The organism is Saccharopolyspora sp. NPDC002578 (genome assembly GCF_053592695.1).
Window position 1 is genome coordinate 1 of the sequence record NZ_JBSFWJ010000039.1, and the last position, 15,115, is coordinate 15,115.

The following is a 15,115-nucleotide window of genomic DNA, read 5'->3' on the forward strand; positions in this document are numbered from 1 at the left end:
GACCGTTACGAGTATCCCATACGGTGCACGGCCCTCGGGCCAATCGTCCACTTGGGCGACGCAAGCAGGAAATCGGTCACGCAGCGCATCCGGCCCGCGCGGTGCGGGCCACCACCCCGGCTCCAGGAGGTGACTACGTGGGCGAGAACTCACGACCGGGACGCACCGGGCTGTGGCTGCTCGGCGCGCGCGGTTCGGTGGCGACCACGGCGATCGTCGGACTGGCCGCGCTGCGGTCCGGTCTGGTGCGTCCGACCGGCTGCGTGACCGAGCTGCCCGCGTTCGGCTCGGCACCGCTGCCGGGCTGGGACGAGATCGTCGTCGGCGGCCACGACATCTCCGGCACCGACCTGCACAAGACCGCCGACGCCCTGGTGTCGGCGGGGGTGCTGCCCGCCGGCGTGGTCTCCGCGGTCGCGGCGCAGCTGACGGCGGTGGAGTCGGAACTGCGCCACGGCTACGACCCGGCCACCGGCGGCGGTGATCAGGCGGGCGAGGTCGCGCGGCTGGCCGGGGACATGGGCGCGTTCGCGCGGCGCCACGACCTGGAACGGGTCGTGGTCGTCAACGTCGCCTCCACCGAGTCGCCGTGGCCGCGCGGCGCCGACCTCGACGACGTCGCCGCGCTCGACGCCGCGCTGGCGGCGGGCGAGGTCCCGGCCAGCGTCGTCGCGGCCTGCGCCGCCGTCCGGGCGGGCTGCCCGTACGTGGAGTTCACCCCTTCGACCGGGATCGCGATCCCGGCGCTGCTGCGGATGGCCGAGCAGCGCGGCCTGCCCTACGCGGGAAGCGACGGCAAGACCGGTGAAACACTGCTGCGCACGGTGCTCGCACCGATGTTCACCGAACGCGCGCTCGTCGTGCGGTCGTGGGCGGGCACGAACCTGCTCGGCGGCGGGGACGGCGCGACGCTCGCCGATCCGCGCGCCGTCGCCAGCAAGCTCGACTCCAAGTCCCGCGGGCTGCACGCGCTGCTCGGCGGCGAGGTCGCCGCGCCGCTGCACATCGACAACGTGCCGGACCTCGGCCAGACCAAGGTCGCGTGGGACCACGTCCACGCCGAGGGCTTCCTCGGTGCGCCGGTGACCTTGCAGCTGACGTGGTCGGCCTACGACTCGGCGCTGGCCGCGCCGCTGGTGCTCGACCTGACCCGGCTCGTCGCGATGGCGCACCACGCCGGGCAGCGCGGGCCGCTGACCGCGCTGGCGTGCTTCTTCAAGGACCCGTTCGGCTCCGCGCAGCACCGTTTCGACCACCAGGTGCGCGGTTTGCACGAGTGGGTGCGCGTCACCACCGAGGCCGCAGGGGGTGGGGCATGATCCGGCTGGCAACGTTGATCTCGTTGACCCGCGCTCCGGCCGCGCTGACGGTGCTCGGGGACACCGCCGTCGGCGCTGCGGCCGCCGGGCGCCGCCTGGGCGGGCGCCGCGCGCTGCTGCCGGCGGCCTCGGTGGCGCTGTACTGGGCGGGCATGGCGCTCAACGACTGGGCGGACCGCGAGCTCGACGCCGTGGAGCGCCCGGAACGGCCCATCCCGTCCGGGCAGGTCGGAGCCGGGGCAGCGGCCGGGGTGGCGGCGCTGCTCGCGGGGTGCGGCGTGGCTGCCGGAGCCGCCGCAGGAACGGCGGAGGCAGGGCTGGTCGCGGGACTCGCCGCCGCGGTCGTCGGCTACGACGTGGTGTTCAAGGACGGCGCGGCCGGACCCGCCGCCATGGCCGCGTGCCGCGGCCTCGACGTGCTGCTCGGCGCGGGCGGTGCTCGCGCGGCCTGGCCCGCGGCGGCCGTGCTGGCGGCGCACACCTGCTCGGTCACCGCGCTCTCGCGCGGTGAGGTCCGCGGCGCCGACCCCCGCACGGCAGCGGCCGCGCTCGCCACCACGGCGCTGGCCGCGGTCGCCGCCGCGAGCGGCCGCTGCGCGTCGCACCGGCACCGCGTCGCGGCCGTCACCGCGGCCGGGCTGTACGCCGCGCAGGTCGGCGCGGCGCAGCTGCGGGCCTACCGCAGCCCGGACGCGCGCACCGTCCGCGCGGCGACCCGCGACGGCATCCACGGCATGGTGGCGCTGCAGCTCGCCCTGACCGCCCGCCACGACCTCGGTGCCGCGACGGTGCTCGCCGCGATCCCGCCGGCGGTCCGGAGCCTGGGGAGGACGGTGTCGGCGACGTGACCGCACTGCGATTCGGCTACGGCACCAACGGATTCACCAACCACCGGCTCGACGACGCCCTGCGGCTGATCGCCGACCTCGGCTACGACGGGGTCGCGCTCACGCTCGACCACCACCACCTGGACCCGTTCGCCGACGACCTCACCGAGCAGGTGCGCCGGGTGCGCGGCGTGCTGCAGCGGCTGGAGCTGTCGGTCGTGGTCGAGACCGGGGCGCGCTACCTGCTGGACCCGCACGTCAAGCACCATCCGACGCTGGTGTCCGACGACAGCGAGCGCCGGGTGGACTTCCTGCGGCGAGCGGTGCGCATCGCCGCCGACCTCGGATCGGACGTCGTGTCGTTCTGGTCCGGCATTCGACCGTCCGATGTGGACGAATCGACCGCGTTCCAGCGGGTCGTCGAGGGCACCTCCCAGGTCGTCGAGGAGGCCGCGCGGTGCGGCGTGCTGCTGGGGCTCGAACCGGAGCCCGGCATGGCCGTCGACACCGTCGACGCGGCGCTGGCCGTGCGCGCGCGGCTCGGCGACCCGGAACCGCTCGGCATCACCCTCGACGTCGGTCACTGCGTCGCGGTGGAGCGGGACACCGCCGCGGACTGCGTGCGGCGGCTGCGGAACCGGCTGGTGCACGTCCAACTCGACGACATGCGCCGGGGCGTGCACGAGCACCTGGAGTTCGGGGACGGCGAGCTCGACCTGGCCGGGACGCTGGACGCGCTGGCCGAGGTCGGGTTCACCGGCCTCGCCGCCGTCGAACTGCCCCGGCACGGCCACGCCGCCCCGCAAGTCGCCCGGCGCGCGATCGACACCCTGCGGTGCCCCTGGGTGGCCGAGGCGCTCGCCGCGGTGCGCCGGGAACCGGCGAGCATCGCGACGTCGTTCCCCGCGGTGGGCCGCCACGTCGGACGCGGTCCCGTCGAGGTGGACGACCCGGACGGGCTCGTGCACGGCACCGTCGACGACCAGGTGCGCGGCCGGCTGCTGCGCGCCCTGGCCGACGGCGTCGCTCCGGCGGGCCTCACCGAGGAGATGACGGCGCTGTACCGCTACGGCGACGACGCCGAACGCCGCGGCGTCCTGCGCGCCCTGCCCGGCCTCGACCGCCCCAGCCTGATCGCGGCCGGTCTGGAACTGGTGCGGGATGCCTTGCGCACCAACGACATCCGGCTGGTGGCCGCCGCGATGGGGCCGTTCGCCCGGCACCTCGACGACCACACCTGGCGCCACGGCGTGCTCAAGTGCCTGTTCACCGGGGTGCCGCTGACCGCCGTCGCCGGCCTGCGGCGCCGCGCCGACGACGAGCTCCGGCGCATGGTCGCCGACTTCGCCGCCGAACGCCGCGCCGCCGGGCGCGCCGTTCCCGACGACGCCCTCGCGCTCCTGGAGGCTTGATGCGCATCTTCGACCCGCACATCCACATGACCTCGCGCACCACCGACGACTACGAGGCGATGCACGCCGCAGGGGTCCGCGCGCTCGTCGAACCCGCGTTCTGGCTCGGCCAGCCGCGCACCGGTGTCGGCTCGTTCACCGACTACTTCGACTCGCTGATCGGCTGGGAGCGCTTCCGAGCCGCGCGGTTCGGCATCCGCCACCACGCGACGATCGCGCTCAACCCCAAGGAGGCCAACGATCCCCGCTGCCGCGCGGTGCTCGACGTGCTGCCGCGCTACCTCGCCAAGGACGGCGTCGTCGCGGTCGGCGAGGTCGGCTACGACTCGATGACGCCGGAGGAGGACGACGCGTTCGCCCACCAGCTCCAGCTGGCCGTCGACGCCGACCTGCCGGTGCTGGTGCACACCCCGCACCGCGACAAGCCCGCCGGCACCCGCCGCACCCTCGACGTGGTGCGGGAATCCGGGCTGCCGCCGCAACGGGTGCTCGTCGACCACCTCAACGAGGTCACCGTCGGCGCGGTCGCCGACAGCGGCTGCTGGATGGGCTTCTCCATCTACCCGGACACCAAGATGGACGAGGAGCGGATGGTCGCGCTGCTGCGCGAGCACGGCACGGAGCGGGTGCTGGTCAACTCCGCCGCCGACTGGGGCCGGTCCGACCCGTTGAAGACGCGCGCCACCGGCGAAGCGATGCTGCGCGCCGGGTTCACCGACGCCGACGTCGACCAGGTGCTGTGGCACAACCCGATCGCGTTCTACGGGCAGAGCGGGCGGCTCAACCTCGACCCGCTGCCCGGGTTCACCGCCGACGCGGCCACCTTCGCCGACAACTCCGTGCTGCGCGGCTCCCGGAATTAGGAGGTTTTTCACCACGACCTGCGTAGCGGGTCGGGTAGCGGAACCTCAGCGGCTTCCTCGCTGCGGGATCGATTTCTGATGTACGTCCGATACACGGCGAAATCGCTGTCCTCGCGAGGAAGCCGCTGAGAACCCGCCGGTGGTCGTCTTGCTCGAGGTGGTCACTGCTCAGCGGCTCCGCCGCTGACAGGACAACGACCAAAAGATCATTCTGAAAGGACCCGTTAGGAGCGAGGCCGATGTTGTCCTACTGCACCAACGTTCATCCTGCCGAAGACCTCGACGGGGTCCGCGCCCAGCTCGCCGAGCACGCGGCGCCCATCCGCAAGAAGCTCGACGTGGACGTGCTCGGCGTGGGCCTGTGGCTGGCGGCGGACGTCGCCGAGCAGCTGTCCGCGGACCCGGGCGCGGTGCGCGGGCTGAAGTCCGAACTGGACGGACTCGGGCTCGCCGCGGTCACGTTCAACGCCTTCCCGCACCGCGGATTCCACGACCCGGTGGTCAAGCACCGGGTGTACGAACCGCGCTGGACCGAGCCGCAACGCCTGCACCACACCCTGCGCTGCGCCGAGATCCTCGCCGCACTGCTGCCCGAAGGCGGCCGGGGCAGCATCTCCACGCTCCCGCTGGGATGGCGCACGCCGTGGACGACCCGCGACGAGGACGCGGCCCGGCGCAACCTCGACCGGGCCGCCGCCGGACTGCGGGAGCTGGAGGACCGGACCGGCCGCCGGGTGCGCCTCGCGGTCGAACCGGAACCCGGTTGCCGGCTGGACACCGTCGCGGACGCGCTGGCGTGGCTGCCCGGCTGCGACACCGACTACATCGGGCTGTGCCTGGACACCTGCCACTTGGCGGTGTCCTTCGCCGACCCGGCCGCGACGGTGCGGGCGATCACCGGCAGCGGCGTCGACGTCGTCAAAGTCCAGGCCTCCGCCGCGCTGCACGTCGACGATCCGGCCGCGGCGCGCGGCGAACTCGCCCGCTACGCCGAACCCCGCTACCTGCACCAGGTTCGCGAGCGCACCGCTGAAGGCGTCCGCTGCTGCGACGACCTGCCCCAGGCGTTCGACGAACTCCCCGGAACCGGGCCGTGGCGCGTGCACTTCCACGTCCCGGTGCACTGGGCGGCCGAAGGCCCGGTGCGCCCGACGACCGACGTGCTGCGCGACGCCCTCGCCGCGCTGGCGGATCCGCTGCCGGACGTCGAAGTGGAGACCTACACCTGGAACGTGCTGCCCGAACCACCGGAGGACCTCGCCGACGGCATCGCGGCGGAGCTGAGGTTCACCCGGCGACTCCTCGACGAACGGAGCACCCGGTGAAACCCGTCCTGCTGCTCGACGTCGTGGGCCTGACCCCGGCGCTGCTCGCGCACATGCCGAACCTGCGGTCCGTCGCCGACGAGGGGTGGCAGGCCGAACTGGGCACCGTGCTCCCGGCGGTCACCTGCAGCGCCCAGTCCACCTTCCTGACCGGGACGATGCCCGCCGAGCACGGCATCGTCGGCAACGGCTGGTACTTCCGCGAGCTCGGCGAGGTCTTCCTGTGGCGCCAGCACAACCGGCTCGTGCACGGCGACAAGGTCTGGGACACCGCGCGCCGCGATCACCCCGGCTACACCGCGGCGAACGTGTGCTGGTGGTACGCGATGGGAGCGAGCACGGACTGGACCGTGACGCCGCGGCCGATCTACCACGCCGACGGCCGCAAATCCCCCGACTGCTACACCCGCCCGCCGCAGCTGCACGACGATCTCACCGCCGAGCTCGGACCGTTCCCGCTGTTCCAGTACTGGGGCCCGACCGCGAGCATCGCCTCCAGCCGGTGGATCGCCGCCGCGGCGGGCCGCGTCCTGCGCGAGCACCGGCCCGACCTGCTGCTGTGCTACGTCCCGCACCTCGACTACGACCTGCAGCGCCACGGCCCGCGCGGCCCGCAGGCGCGCACGGCCGCGGCGGAGGTCGACGCGGCCCTGGCCGGGCTGCTCGCGCAGGCCCGCGATGCGTCGGTGACCGTCGTCGTGCTCAGCGAGTACGGCATCACCCCGGTGCACCGCCAGGTCCACGTCAACCGGGAACTGCGCCGGGAGGGCCTGCTCGAAGTCCACACCCAGGCGGGCATGGAGTACCTCGACCCGTGGGCCTCGCGGGCGTTCGCCGTCGCCGACCACCAGACCGCGCACGTCTACGTCCGCGACCCCTCGGACGTGCCGCGCGTCCGCGACCTGGTCGCGGGGCTGCCCGGCGTCGACGAGGTGCTCGACCGGACCCGGCAGGCCCGCTACGGCCTGGACCACCCGCGAGCGGGCGACCTCGTCGCGGTCGCCGAACCGGACTCCTGGTTCACCTACTACTACTGGCTCGACCAGGACCGAGCCCCCGATTTCGCCAGGGGAGTGGAGATCCACCGCAAACCCGGCTACGACCCGGCGGAGCTGTTCCTCGACCCCGACGACCGCTGGGTGAAGGCCAAGGCCGCGCTGAACCTCGCGAAGAAGAAGACGGGCCTGCGCTACGCCATGAACGTGGTGCCGCTGGACGGACGCGCCGTCCAGGGCTCCCACGGTCGCCTGCCGGACGATCCGGCCGACGGACCGGTCCTGCTGTGCTCCGACCCGCGCGTGCCTGCCGCTCTGGAACGCACCGGCCGCCTCGCGGCGACCGACGTCCACGACCTGGTGCTCCAGCTGCACGGAATCCGCTGACAACGATGCCGTTGAAAGGACCACTCATGCCGCTGCCCCGCAGAACCCTGCTGCACACCGCCGCGTTGCTCGCCGCCGCCGGAGCGACCGGCGCCGCGACGACCACCGCCGCCGCCACCGGCGCCGCCCACCGCGGCCGCATCCCGCACCACGCCATCAGCATCCAGCTCTACACGCTGCGCGCGCAGCTGGACGAGGACGTGGCGGCGACGCTGCGCCAGGTCGCCGACATCGGCTATCGCAGCGTGGAAACGGCGGGCACCCACGGGCTCACCACCGCCGAGTTCCGCACGATCCTCGACGACCTCGGACTGCGCGCCACCTCCGGGCACTCCGACCTCGAAGGTGACGTGGACGCGCTGATCGAGGACGCGCACACCCTGGGCCACCGCCACCTGGTCGTCCCGCACGCGGAGTTCGACACCGCCGACGGCTGGCGCGCCTTCGCCGACCGGCTCAACGAAGCGGGCCGCAAGTGCCGCGACGCCGGTCTGCGGTTCGGCTACCACAACCACGACCACGAGTTCGCCCCCATCGACGGCGTGCTCCCGTACGACATCCTGCGCCGGCGAACGGATCGGCGGCTCGTCCACTTCGAACTCGACCTGTACTGGGCGGTGCACGCGGGCCAGGACGTGCTCGCGCTGATCGACGCCGAACGCGACCGCATCCGCCAGCTCCACGTCAAGGACCGCACCCCGAGCGGCGACATGGCCGATCCCGGCACCGGGACGATGGACTTCCCGGAGATCTTCGACCACGCGAGGGCCCACGAGTTCATCGTCGAGCACGACAACCCCACCGACGCCTTCAACACCGCCCGAGTCGGCTACGACTACCTCCGCCATCTCCGCTGGTGACCCGCCCCGGCGCCCGCTGAGGGCGCCGCTCACTCACCCGAAGCCCACCGCCGGGCCACCTCGCCCTGACCGGTTCTCCTGCACTCGCAGGTAAGGGCCGGGGTGCCCGTCGTTCCCTGGTGGACCTCCCCGTGCGGGTGGGGGCGGTGGCGATGACATGATCGTCCTTCGTGGACTTGGACCGGTTGCTCGGACGGATCGTCGATGAGGTCGCCCCGCTGCGGGGAGCGGGGTCGGCCGCGGATTACATCCCGGCGCTCGCGCGGGTCGATCCGGGGCGCTTCGGCATCGCGATCGCCGATCTCGACGGCCGGGTGCGCGGGGCGGGGGAGTGGGAGGCGCCGTTCTCGGTGCAGAGCATCTCGAAGGTCTTCACCCTCGCGCTCGTGCTGGCCGGTGGCGACGACGAGTCGCTGTGGCGCCGCGTCGGGCGGGAGCCGTCGGGCAACGCGTTCAACTCGCTGGTCCAGCTGGAGCACGAGCGGGGCATCCCGCGGAACCCGTTCATCAACGCGGGCGCGTTGACGGTCACCGACGAGCTGGTCTCGCTGGCGGGGGACGCCACCGGCGAGCTGCTGGCGTTCCTGCGCGCCGAGAGCGGCAACCCGGACCTGCGGGTCGACGAGGAGGTGGCCGCTTCCGAGGCGGCTCACGGGGACCGCAACCTGGCGCTGACCCACTTCATGGCGTCCTACGGCAACATGCGCAACCCGGTGGCGACGGTGCTCGACCAGTACGTCCGGCAGTGCTCGATCGAGATGAGCTGCCGCGACCTGGTCCGGGCGGGGCTGTTCCTCGCCGCGCGCGGCGTGCGGCGGGACGGTTCGGAGCTGGTCACGCGCAGGCAGGCGAAGCGCATCAACGCGATCATGCTGACCTGCGGGACCTACGACGCCGCGGGGGATTTCGCCTACCGCGTCGGCATTCCCGGCAAGAGCGGGGTCGGTGGCGGCATCCTCGCGATCGTGCCGGGCCGGTGCGCGGTCGCGGTGTGGAGTCCGGGGCTCGACGAGCGCGGCAACTCGGTGGCCGGTGTCGCGGCGCTCGACCACTTCACCACCTTGACCGGGTGGTCGGTCTTCTGACCGGGGGCGACGGCGGTGCCGTGAGGCGGGTGGGGTGGCGGTCGCCTGCGGTGCGCGGTTGAAGCCCACCTGCGGCAGTCCCGCCGCGAACAGCACGGCCGGCAGCAGCTCGTTGTCGGTGAAAGCGCTGATGGCGCTCTCGGGAATCATGTGCAGCACGAGACCGGTGGCGCCGGGCATCTGCTCGCCCTCGGTCCGAGCGTCGACGCCCGAGATGCCGAGGGTGTTCGGGTCGACTTCTCAGCGTCGCCCGCGCCAGGAGTACACGATGGACTGATCGTTTCGCCGCGTCGAACGCGGAGTGCTTCCCGCACGGACTGTGTGCCGCTGGGATCGAAGGGGGAACGTCATTGGCCCGTGGGCGCCTTCGCACTGCCGACCGTGTCGAGGTGGCGGCGCAGGGCTTCGGCCGCATCGCGCGAACGAGCAAGGATACTGACCCCTAGAAGCCCCTGAATCCCGCTGCTGCCCGTCTTGGCGCTCATCGGGCTCCGCGCGACGGCTCACCGCCCGGCGGCACCACGGCGACCGGGCACGTGGCGTGGTGCAGCACCCCGCGCGACACCGAACCCAGCAGCATCTCGGTGAACCCGCCGTATCCGCGCCGCCCCACGACCAGCAGGCGCGCACCGGTGGCGGCTTCCGCCAAGGTGGTGATCGGATCCATCGAGCTGGTGAGCCGCCGGAGCGTGACGTCCGGGTGCCTCGGGGCGAATCCCGCGACCGATTCGGCGAGCACCAGTTCCGCGCGGTCGACCAGTTCCGCGCGGTCGGGCTGGCCGTAGGGCCCCGGGATGAAAGCGGCATCCGGCGACGCCTGCACCGCGAGCACGTCGCAGCGCAGCGCTTCCGCCGCTTCGCAGGCGAACTCCAGGGCGCGGTTCCCGCCGGCCGACCCGTCGACCCCGGCCACGACGGTCTCGTGCCGCACCTGCTCGGCCGCCCCGCGCACCACCAGCGTGGGGTTCGAGGAGCGCGTCGCCACCCCGAGCGCCACCGAACCGAGCACGGCGTCGTGGAACGCGCGGTGACCACGTGAACCGAGCACCAGCAGCGGCGCGCGGCCCGCCACTTCCAGGAGCCGCGGAACCGGTCGGCCGATCAGGACCTCGTCGCGCACCGGCACGCCGAGGCGCTGCCGGGTGCGGGCGGCGAGATCGACGAGCCAATCCGGGTGGGCGTCCGCCGGGAGCGGGTCGGCGACGACCGTGCTCAGCACCAGTTCATCGCCGCAGAGCTCCGCGTTCGCGCAGACCCACTCGACGGCCCGTTCCGATTCGGGCGTGCCGTCCACGGCGACCGCGCATCCGCGTCTCCCGATCGGCATCGCACCCACCCCCGCCTCCAGGCTGGCAAAGGCGCGCACGGGTGGCATCTCGGCGCCCCTTCGTCGGCAACGGTCGAACGGATGCCGATCCCGAAGCGGAGGCGGCGACCGTTGAGCCGGCACGCCATCGGAGGCCCTTCCCGATCTGGCGCGGAGTTCGTCGGCGAGGATCATGCGACGGGTGGGTTGAAGCGGTGGGCCGACGGCGCCACCCGTGGAGAGGAGTTACCCGGTGTTCAGCAGCGAGCTCGCCGAACTGGCCGGGGTCACCGTGCGCACCCTGCGCCATTACCACCAGATCGGCCTGCTGCCCGAGCCGCCGCGCTCGGCCGGGGGTTACCGCCACTACGACGTCGGCGATCTCGTCCGGCTGCTGCGCATCACGCGGATGACCGCGCTCGGAATCCCGCTGTCGGCGCTGCCCGGAGTGCTGGACGACGCGGTGGCCGCCGACGAGCTGCTCGGCGAGCTCGATCGCCGGGCAGCCGCCGACATCGAGCGGCTCACCGCCCGCCGGGCGGCCATCGCCGCGCTGCGCCGCGCCGGAGCACCGCCCGACCTCCCACCGGAGCTGTCGTCGTGGCGGTCCGACCCCGCCGCGGGAACTCCGGCGGACATGGCCCGCTTCGAGCACGAGCAGCTGGTGCTGGCAGGCCACCTGCTCGGTGCTGACGGTCCGGCCGGGCTAGCGGCCCTGCTGAGCGACGGGGTGGTGGTCCCCGCCGCGCTGACCGAACGCTTCTACGGCCTCGGTCCCGCCACTCCGGACGACGAGGTCACCGCGCTGGTCGACGAGCTGGTCGCGCACCTGGCCCCGGCCGTGGCGCGGCTGGCCGAGATGGCTCCGCTCGGCTCGCGGGCATCGGCGCTGCTGGCGGAGTTGAACGAACGGACCCTGCGCCCCGAGCAGAACCTCGTGCTGCGCGAGGTCGAGCGGCGACTCGCGACGGGCGAGGCGGGGAACGCCGGGCGGTCTTGAACGACGGCCTAGGACCTGCCGACCCGCCCGAACCATGGCGTGGCTCACCTCTCGCGGCCTTGAGTCCGACGCGACGTCAGGGACTGGGATCAGGAGGTCCGATACCCGATGTCCGGAGGCCCACCATGTCGTCCTCACCCGCGCTGATCCCCGTCGAGGAGTTCTTCACCGCACCGTCGCGCACCCGCGCCCGGATTTCACCGGACGGCACGAAAATCGCCTACCTGGCCCCGTGGCGGGATCGGCTCAACGTGTTCGTCCGCGCCTCGGCGGGAGGCTGGCCGGAGACCGAGTCGGCGGACGACCCGGCTTCGTGGCGCGCCACTTCCGAGGAACGCCGCAGCATCGAGTCGTTCTTCTGGACCGCCGATTCCCGGTTCTTGCTGTTCACCCAGGACCGCGACGGCGACGAGAACGCCCACCTGCACCGCGTCGACCTGGCGCACCCGGACGAGCCCGCGGTGGACCTGACTCCGATCGACGGGGCGCGGGTGCTGGGCACCCAGTTCTGCGCTGACCGGCCCGAATCGGTGTTCGTGCAGCTCAACGCCCGCCGCGCCGACCTGGGAGACCTGTACGAGCTGGAGTTGGACACCGGCCTGCTGGTCCTGATCGCGGAGAACCCGGGCGACGTCACGGGCTGGGTGCGCACTCCGACGGGACGAATCCTGACGTTCGGCTTGGCCGATGACGGCACCCATCTGCTGTCGGAGTGGAACGCCGGCGCGTCCACGCTGATCACCCGGTTCTCCGGTCTCGACCACCCCTTCGCTCCGCTCCCGTTCGCGCCGACCCCGGACGGCACGGGGTTGTGGATCGGGTCGCCCCGCGGTTCGGACCGCACCCGCCTGGTGAAGGTCGACCTGGCCGGCGGGGAGCAGATCGGCGTGGACGGCCACCCGGTGTTCGACCTGGACACGCCCCGCCCCGAAGCCGACCCGCGCTTCCCGTCCTCGCTGATCCTGCACCCGGTCACCGGGGAACTGCTCGGAGCCCGCTACCTCGGCGCACGCCAGGAGATCCACGCGCTCGAACCCCACTTCGCAGCAGTGCTGCCGAAGCTGGCGGAGCTCTCCGACGGCGACCTGGCCCACGTGTCCTGCGACGCCGAGGCCCGGCGCTGGGTAGTGGACTTCACCCACGACCGCGACCCCGGAGTCACCTGGTACTACGACCACGCCACCGGCACCGCCGAGCGCCTGTTCCGCCCCTACCCGCACCTCGATCCAGCCCACCTGGCTCCGGTCACCCCCGTCACCGTCACCTCCCGCGACGGCCTGGACCTGCCGTGCCACCTCACGCTGCCGATCGGGGTGGAACACCGCGACCTCCCGACCGTGGTGCTGCTGCACGGCGGCCCCTGGTACCGCGACAGCTGGGGCTACGACCCCGAGGTCCAGCTCCTGGCCAACCGCGGCTACGCCGTGCTGCAGGTCGACTTCCGCGGCTCCACCGGCTACGGCAAAGCCCACACCCAGGCCGCCATCGGGCAGTTCGCCGGCCGTATGCACGACGACGTCATCGACGCCCTGGACTGGGCCGTCGAGCAGGGCTGCACCGACCGCGACCGCGTCGCGATCTACGGTTGCTCCTACGGCGGCTACGCCGCACTGGTCGGAGCCGCGTTCACCCCGGACCGTTTCGCCGCCGCGATCAGCTACACCGGCATGTCCGACCTCACCGACCTGGTCCGGTCGGTCGTCCCGTTCGCCCGGCGCTCGGTCGTGAACAGCTACCTGCGCTACATCGGCGACCCCGACGATCCGGCGCAGGAAGCCGACATGCTCGCCCGGTCCCCGATCAGCCGGGTCGACGCCATCACCGCACCGGTCCTGCTCATCCACGGCGCCAACGACGTCCGCGTCCACCGCAGCAACGCCGACCGCATCGCCGCCGCCCTGCGCGCCCGCGACGCAGAGGTGGAGTACCTGCTCAACGACCGCGAAGGCCACTGGTTCGTCAACCCGGACAGCAACATCGAGCTCTACGCCACCCTGGAGCGCTTCCTAGCCCGCCACCTCGGCGCCCGCGTCCCCGACGAAGCCTGAACCGACACCGCCACCTCTTCGAACTCACCGGCGGCACGCACGTCCGAGCACTCCCGTCCGGCGGCCGCAGGCACGGCAAGGCGAGTCATTGGGTGTGGGGCCGCATTCGGTCAAGGTCTGGTGGCGAGGGCGCGGGCGTAGGTGAGTCCGGTGCCGCCCATGGCTTTCGTGCGGTTCCACATGGCCTGCGTCCGGGGCACGGGGAGCAGGACCTCGTAGTCGCGCCGGAGGATCGTGCGCAACGACTGGCGTGCGAGGCGGTGGTATCGCTGGACGAACCAGCGCGATGAAGGGTGCACCAGTCGCCACCAGTCTTCGGACTCGGTCAGCAGCCGGTCGACGCGGTCCGCCTGGCAGCGGGCGAGCAGCCGCAACGCACCCGTCGTGACCCCGCCGGACACGGCGGTCCGCAGGCTTTCGCGGGTCAAGCCGCACTGCGCCAGATCGTCTTCCGGCAGGTAGACGCGCCCGAGTTCCAGGTCCTCGCCGATGTCGTCGAGGAAGTGCAGCAGGTACAGGGCGTGGCTGAGCGAGATCGCGCGGTGCTCGGCTTCGGCCGTGGACGGTTCGAGCAGGAGGTTGATCCAAGCAGCCGGTTCCCCGCTGACCCACCGCATGTAGTGCTCGAGGTCGCGGTAGGCCTGGTAGGACGTCACGTGCAGGTCGCTGCGGAGCACTTCCAGGAAGTGCCCGAGGGAATCGGTCGTGATGCCCCAGGTCGACGCGAAGTGGGTGAACGCGGCCGCGATGCGACCGTCCGTGACGTTGAACATCTCGGCCGAAGCCAGGAAGAACGGGAGTTCGCCGATCAGGTACCGCATGGCCCGGTTGATCTGGTCCTCGGTCAGCGGCCCGTCGAATCCCCGTGCGGTGAGCACCTTCCTGCTCGCCAGCGCGCACGTTTCCCGAAGGTTCTCGTCGGCCGCCAGTGCTTCCTCACACTCCGCGAGCGTTCGCCGGTAGGTCCCGTGGGAAGCCAGCTCGGACATCCGGTGCAGGCCGTCGCCCTCTCTCGGCCCGCCGCAGTTCTCCCAGGCCCTGCGAACTCTGTTGCGCAGCACATTGGTCTCGCCCCGCGCCTTCGTCGCCGCGCGCTGCGGGGAGTAGCCGAGGGCGCGGTAGGTGTGTTCCAGCGCGGAGTCCGGAACGACGACATCGCCCCGGGCGAACTCCTCGCAGAGCCAGCCCAGCAGGTCGGTCAGCAGTGCGACCTGGAAGTAGCTGTTCCCGGGGCTGACCCCGAACAGCGCGTGCTGCCGCTGCTCCCAGATCGCACGGCATGCGTCCGTGAACGGTTCGACGATGAAGGGCGCCCGTCGAGAAGGCGGAATGTCGTTGTGGTCCCCCGGGACGATCATGTGCCGCGCTCCTGCTCCGTGCGTTCTCGGTTCTGCGGATCGTCAATGGGATTCGCAGCGCGGCAAGCGTGCGGCGGCCCCCAGTGCCGGTTCCGCCGCCCCCACGACTCCGATTCTCAAGCAGAGATTACCGATGGCCGTTTTTGCGGGCATCCGGGAATTGTGGCCCGTCGTCCTGGCGGGTGACTTTCTGCGCGGTCCAGGTTCGGAAAGCCGGAATTAGTTCTGCAATGGGGTCGGTTGTCACCTTTGCGGGCGCACCGCGGCACACCGTCATCGTTGAACTGCCGCGTCATACGTGGGAGGGATCGCCCCCACTGGTGTCCGGGA

The 15,115-nt window shown here is 72.4% G+C and carries 13 protein-coding genes; 10 read left to right on the top strand and 3 right to left on the bottom strand.

Annotated features, from left to right (window positions below; genetic code table 11):
* Positions 1-137: 137 nt before the first annotated feature.
* From ACWD38_RS18780 to ACWD38_RS18815, 8 genes are all read left to right on the top strand, one after another.
* Positions 138-1,319, top strand: a complete 1,182-nt coding sequence (locus tag ACWD38_RS18780; RefSeq protein ID WP_450124550.1) for an inositol-3-phosphate synthase — start codon at positions 138-140, stop codon at positions 1,317-1,319.
* Positions 1,320-1,324: 5 nt separating this feature from the next.
* Positions 1,325-2,167 (top strand): SCO3242 family prenyltransferase, encoded by an 843-nt coding sequence (locus ACWD38_RS18785; protein ID WP_425503605.1) that lies wholly within the window; start codon positions 1,325-1,327, stop codon positions 2,165-2,167.
* Positions 2,164-3,558 carry an EboA domain-containing protein gene (locus ACWD38_RS18790; protein ID WP_184479735.1) on the top strand — a complete coding sequence of 465 codons (1,395 nt, stop codon included), beginning with the start codon at positions 2,164-2,166 and terminating at the stop codon, positions 3,556-3,558. Before ACWD38_RS18785 ends, ACWD38_RS18790 begins: the two co-directional genes overlap by 4 nt.
* Complete coding sequence (locus tag ACWD38_RS18795) at positions 3,558-4,421, top strand: TatD family hydrolase (RefSeq protein ID WP_184479734.1); 864 nt, start codon at positions 3,558-3,560, stop codon at positions 4,419-4,421. Before ACWD38_RS18790 ends, ACWD38_RS18795 begins: the two co-directional genes overlap by 1 nt.
* Positions 4,422-4,660: 239 nt before the next feature.
* Positions 4,661-5,746, top strand: coding sequence for a metabolite traffic protein EboE (gene eboE / locus ACWD38_RS18800; protein WP_450124551.1), 1,086 nt, complete (start codon positions 4,661-4,663; stop codon positions 5,744-5,746).
* On the top strand, positions 5,743-7,128 hold the full coding sequence (locus ACWD38_RS18805; protein WP_450124552.1) for an alkaline phosphatase family protein: 1,386 nt from the start codon (positions 5,743-5,745) through the stop codon (positions 7,126-7,128). Before eboE ends, ACWD38_RS18805 begins: the two co-directional genes overlap by 4 nt.
* 26 nt (positions 7,129-7,154) lie before the next feature.
* Complete coding sequence (locus tag ACWD38_RS18810; protein ID WP_450124553.1) at positions 7,155-7,988, top strand: sugar phosphate isomerase/epimerase family protein; 834 nt, start codon at positions 7,155-7,157, stop codon at positions 7,986-7,988.
* A 170-nt stretch (positions 7,989-8,158) separates the two neighbouring features.
* Positions 8,159-9,073 (top strand): glutaminase, encoded by a 915-nt coding sequence (locus tag ACWD38_RS18815; RefSeq protein ID WP_450124554.1) that lies wholly within the window; start codon positions 8,159-8,161, stop codon positions 9,071-9,073.
* A 347-nt stretch (positions 9,074-9,420) separates the two neighbouring features.
* Here the strand turns inward: ACWD38_RS18815 and ACWD38_RS18820 are convergent, their stop codons facing one another.
* Together ACWD38_RS18820 and ACWD38_RS18825 are read right to left on the bottom strand one after the other, a co-directional pair.
* Positions 9,421-9,558, bottom strand: coding sequence for a hypothetical protein (locus tag ACWD38_RS18820; protein ID WP_450124555.1), 138 nt, complete (start codon positions 9,556-9,558; stop codon positions 9,421-9,423).
* Entirely contained in the window at positions 9,555-10,400 is an 846-nt protein-coding gene (locus ACWD38_RS18825; RefSeq protein ID WP_450124556.1) for a universal stress protein, read from the bottom strand. Before ACWD38_RS18825 ends, ACWD38_RS18820 begins: the two co-directional genes overlap by 4 nt.
* Positions 10,401-10,632: 232 nt before the next feature.
* On the opposite strand from ACWD38_RS18825, the gene ACWD38_RS18830 reads away from it, so the two are divergent.
* Both ACWD38_RS18830 and ACWD38_RS18835 read left to right on the top strand, forming a co-directional pair.
* Complete coding sequence (locus ACWD38_RS18830) at positions 10,633-11,379, top strand: MerR family transcriptional regulator (RefSeq protein WP_450124557.1); 747 nt, start codon at positions 10,633-10,635, stop codon at positions 11,377-11,379.
* A gap of 125 nt (positions 11,380-11,504) precedes the next feature.
* Positions 11,505-13,427, top strand: a complete 1,923-nt coding sequence (locus ACWD38_RS18835) for an alpha/beta fold hydrolase (protein WP_450124558.1) — start codon at positions 11,505-11,507, stop codon at positions 13,425-13,427.
* Between the two features lie 110 nt (positions 13,428-13,537).
* On the opposite strand, the gene ACWD38_RS18840 is transcribed toward ACWD38_RS18835, so the two are convergent.
* Positions 13,538-14,785: a tRNA-dependent cyclodipeptide synthase gene (locus tag ACWD38_RS18840; protein ID WP_450124559.1), complete on the bottom strand. Its 1,248-nt coding sequence runs from the start codon at positions 14,783-14,785 to the stop codon at positions 13,538-13,540.
* Between the last annotated feature and the right edge of the window lie 330 nt (positions 14,786-15,115).

Bases quoted from the DNA above. Each gene is read 5' to 3' on its own strand.
- ACWD38_RS18795 (WP_184479734.1), top strand. From the start codon at position 3,558: ATGCGCATCTTCGACCCGCACATCCACATGACCTCGCGCACCACCGAC.
- eboE (WP_450124551.1), top strand. From the start codon at position 4,661: ATGTTGTCCTACTGCACCAACGTTCATCCTGCCGAAGACCTCGACGGG.
- ACWD38_RS18810 (WP_450124553.1), top strand. From the start codon at position 7,155: ATGCCGCTGCCCCGCAGAACCCTGCTGCACACCGCCGCGTTGCTCGCC.
- ACWD38_RS18820 (WP_450124555.1), bottom strand. From the start codon at position 9,558: ATGAGCGCCAAGACGGGCAGCAGCGGGATTCAGGGGCTTCTAGGGGTC.
- ACWD38_RS18825 (WP_450124556.1), bottom strand. From the start codon at position 10,400: ATGCCGATCGGGAGACGCGGATGCGCGGTCGCCGTGGACGGCACGCCC.
- ACWD38_RS18835 (WP_450124558.1), top strand. From the start codon at position 11,505: ATGTCGTCCTCACCCGCGCTGATCCCCGTCGAGGAGTTCTTCACCGCA.
- ACWD38_RS18840 (WP_450124559.1), bottom strand. From the start codon at position 14,785: ATGATCGTCCCGGGGGACCACAACGACATTCCGCCTTCTCGACGGGCG.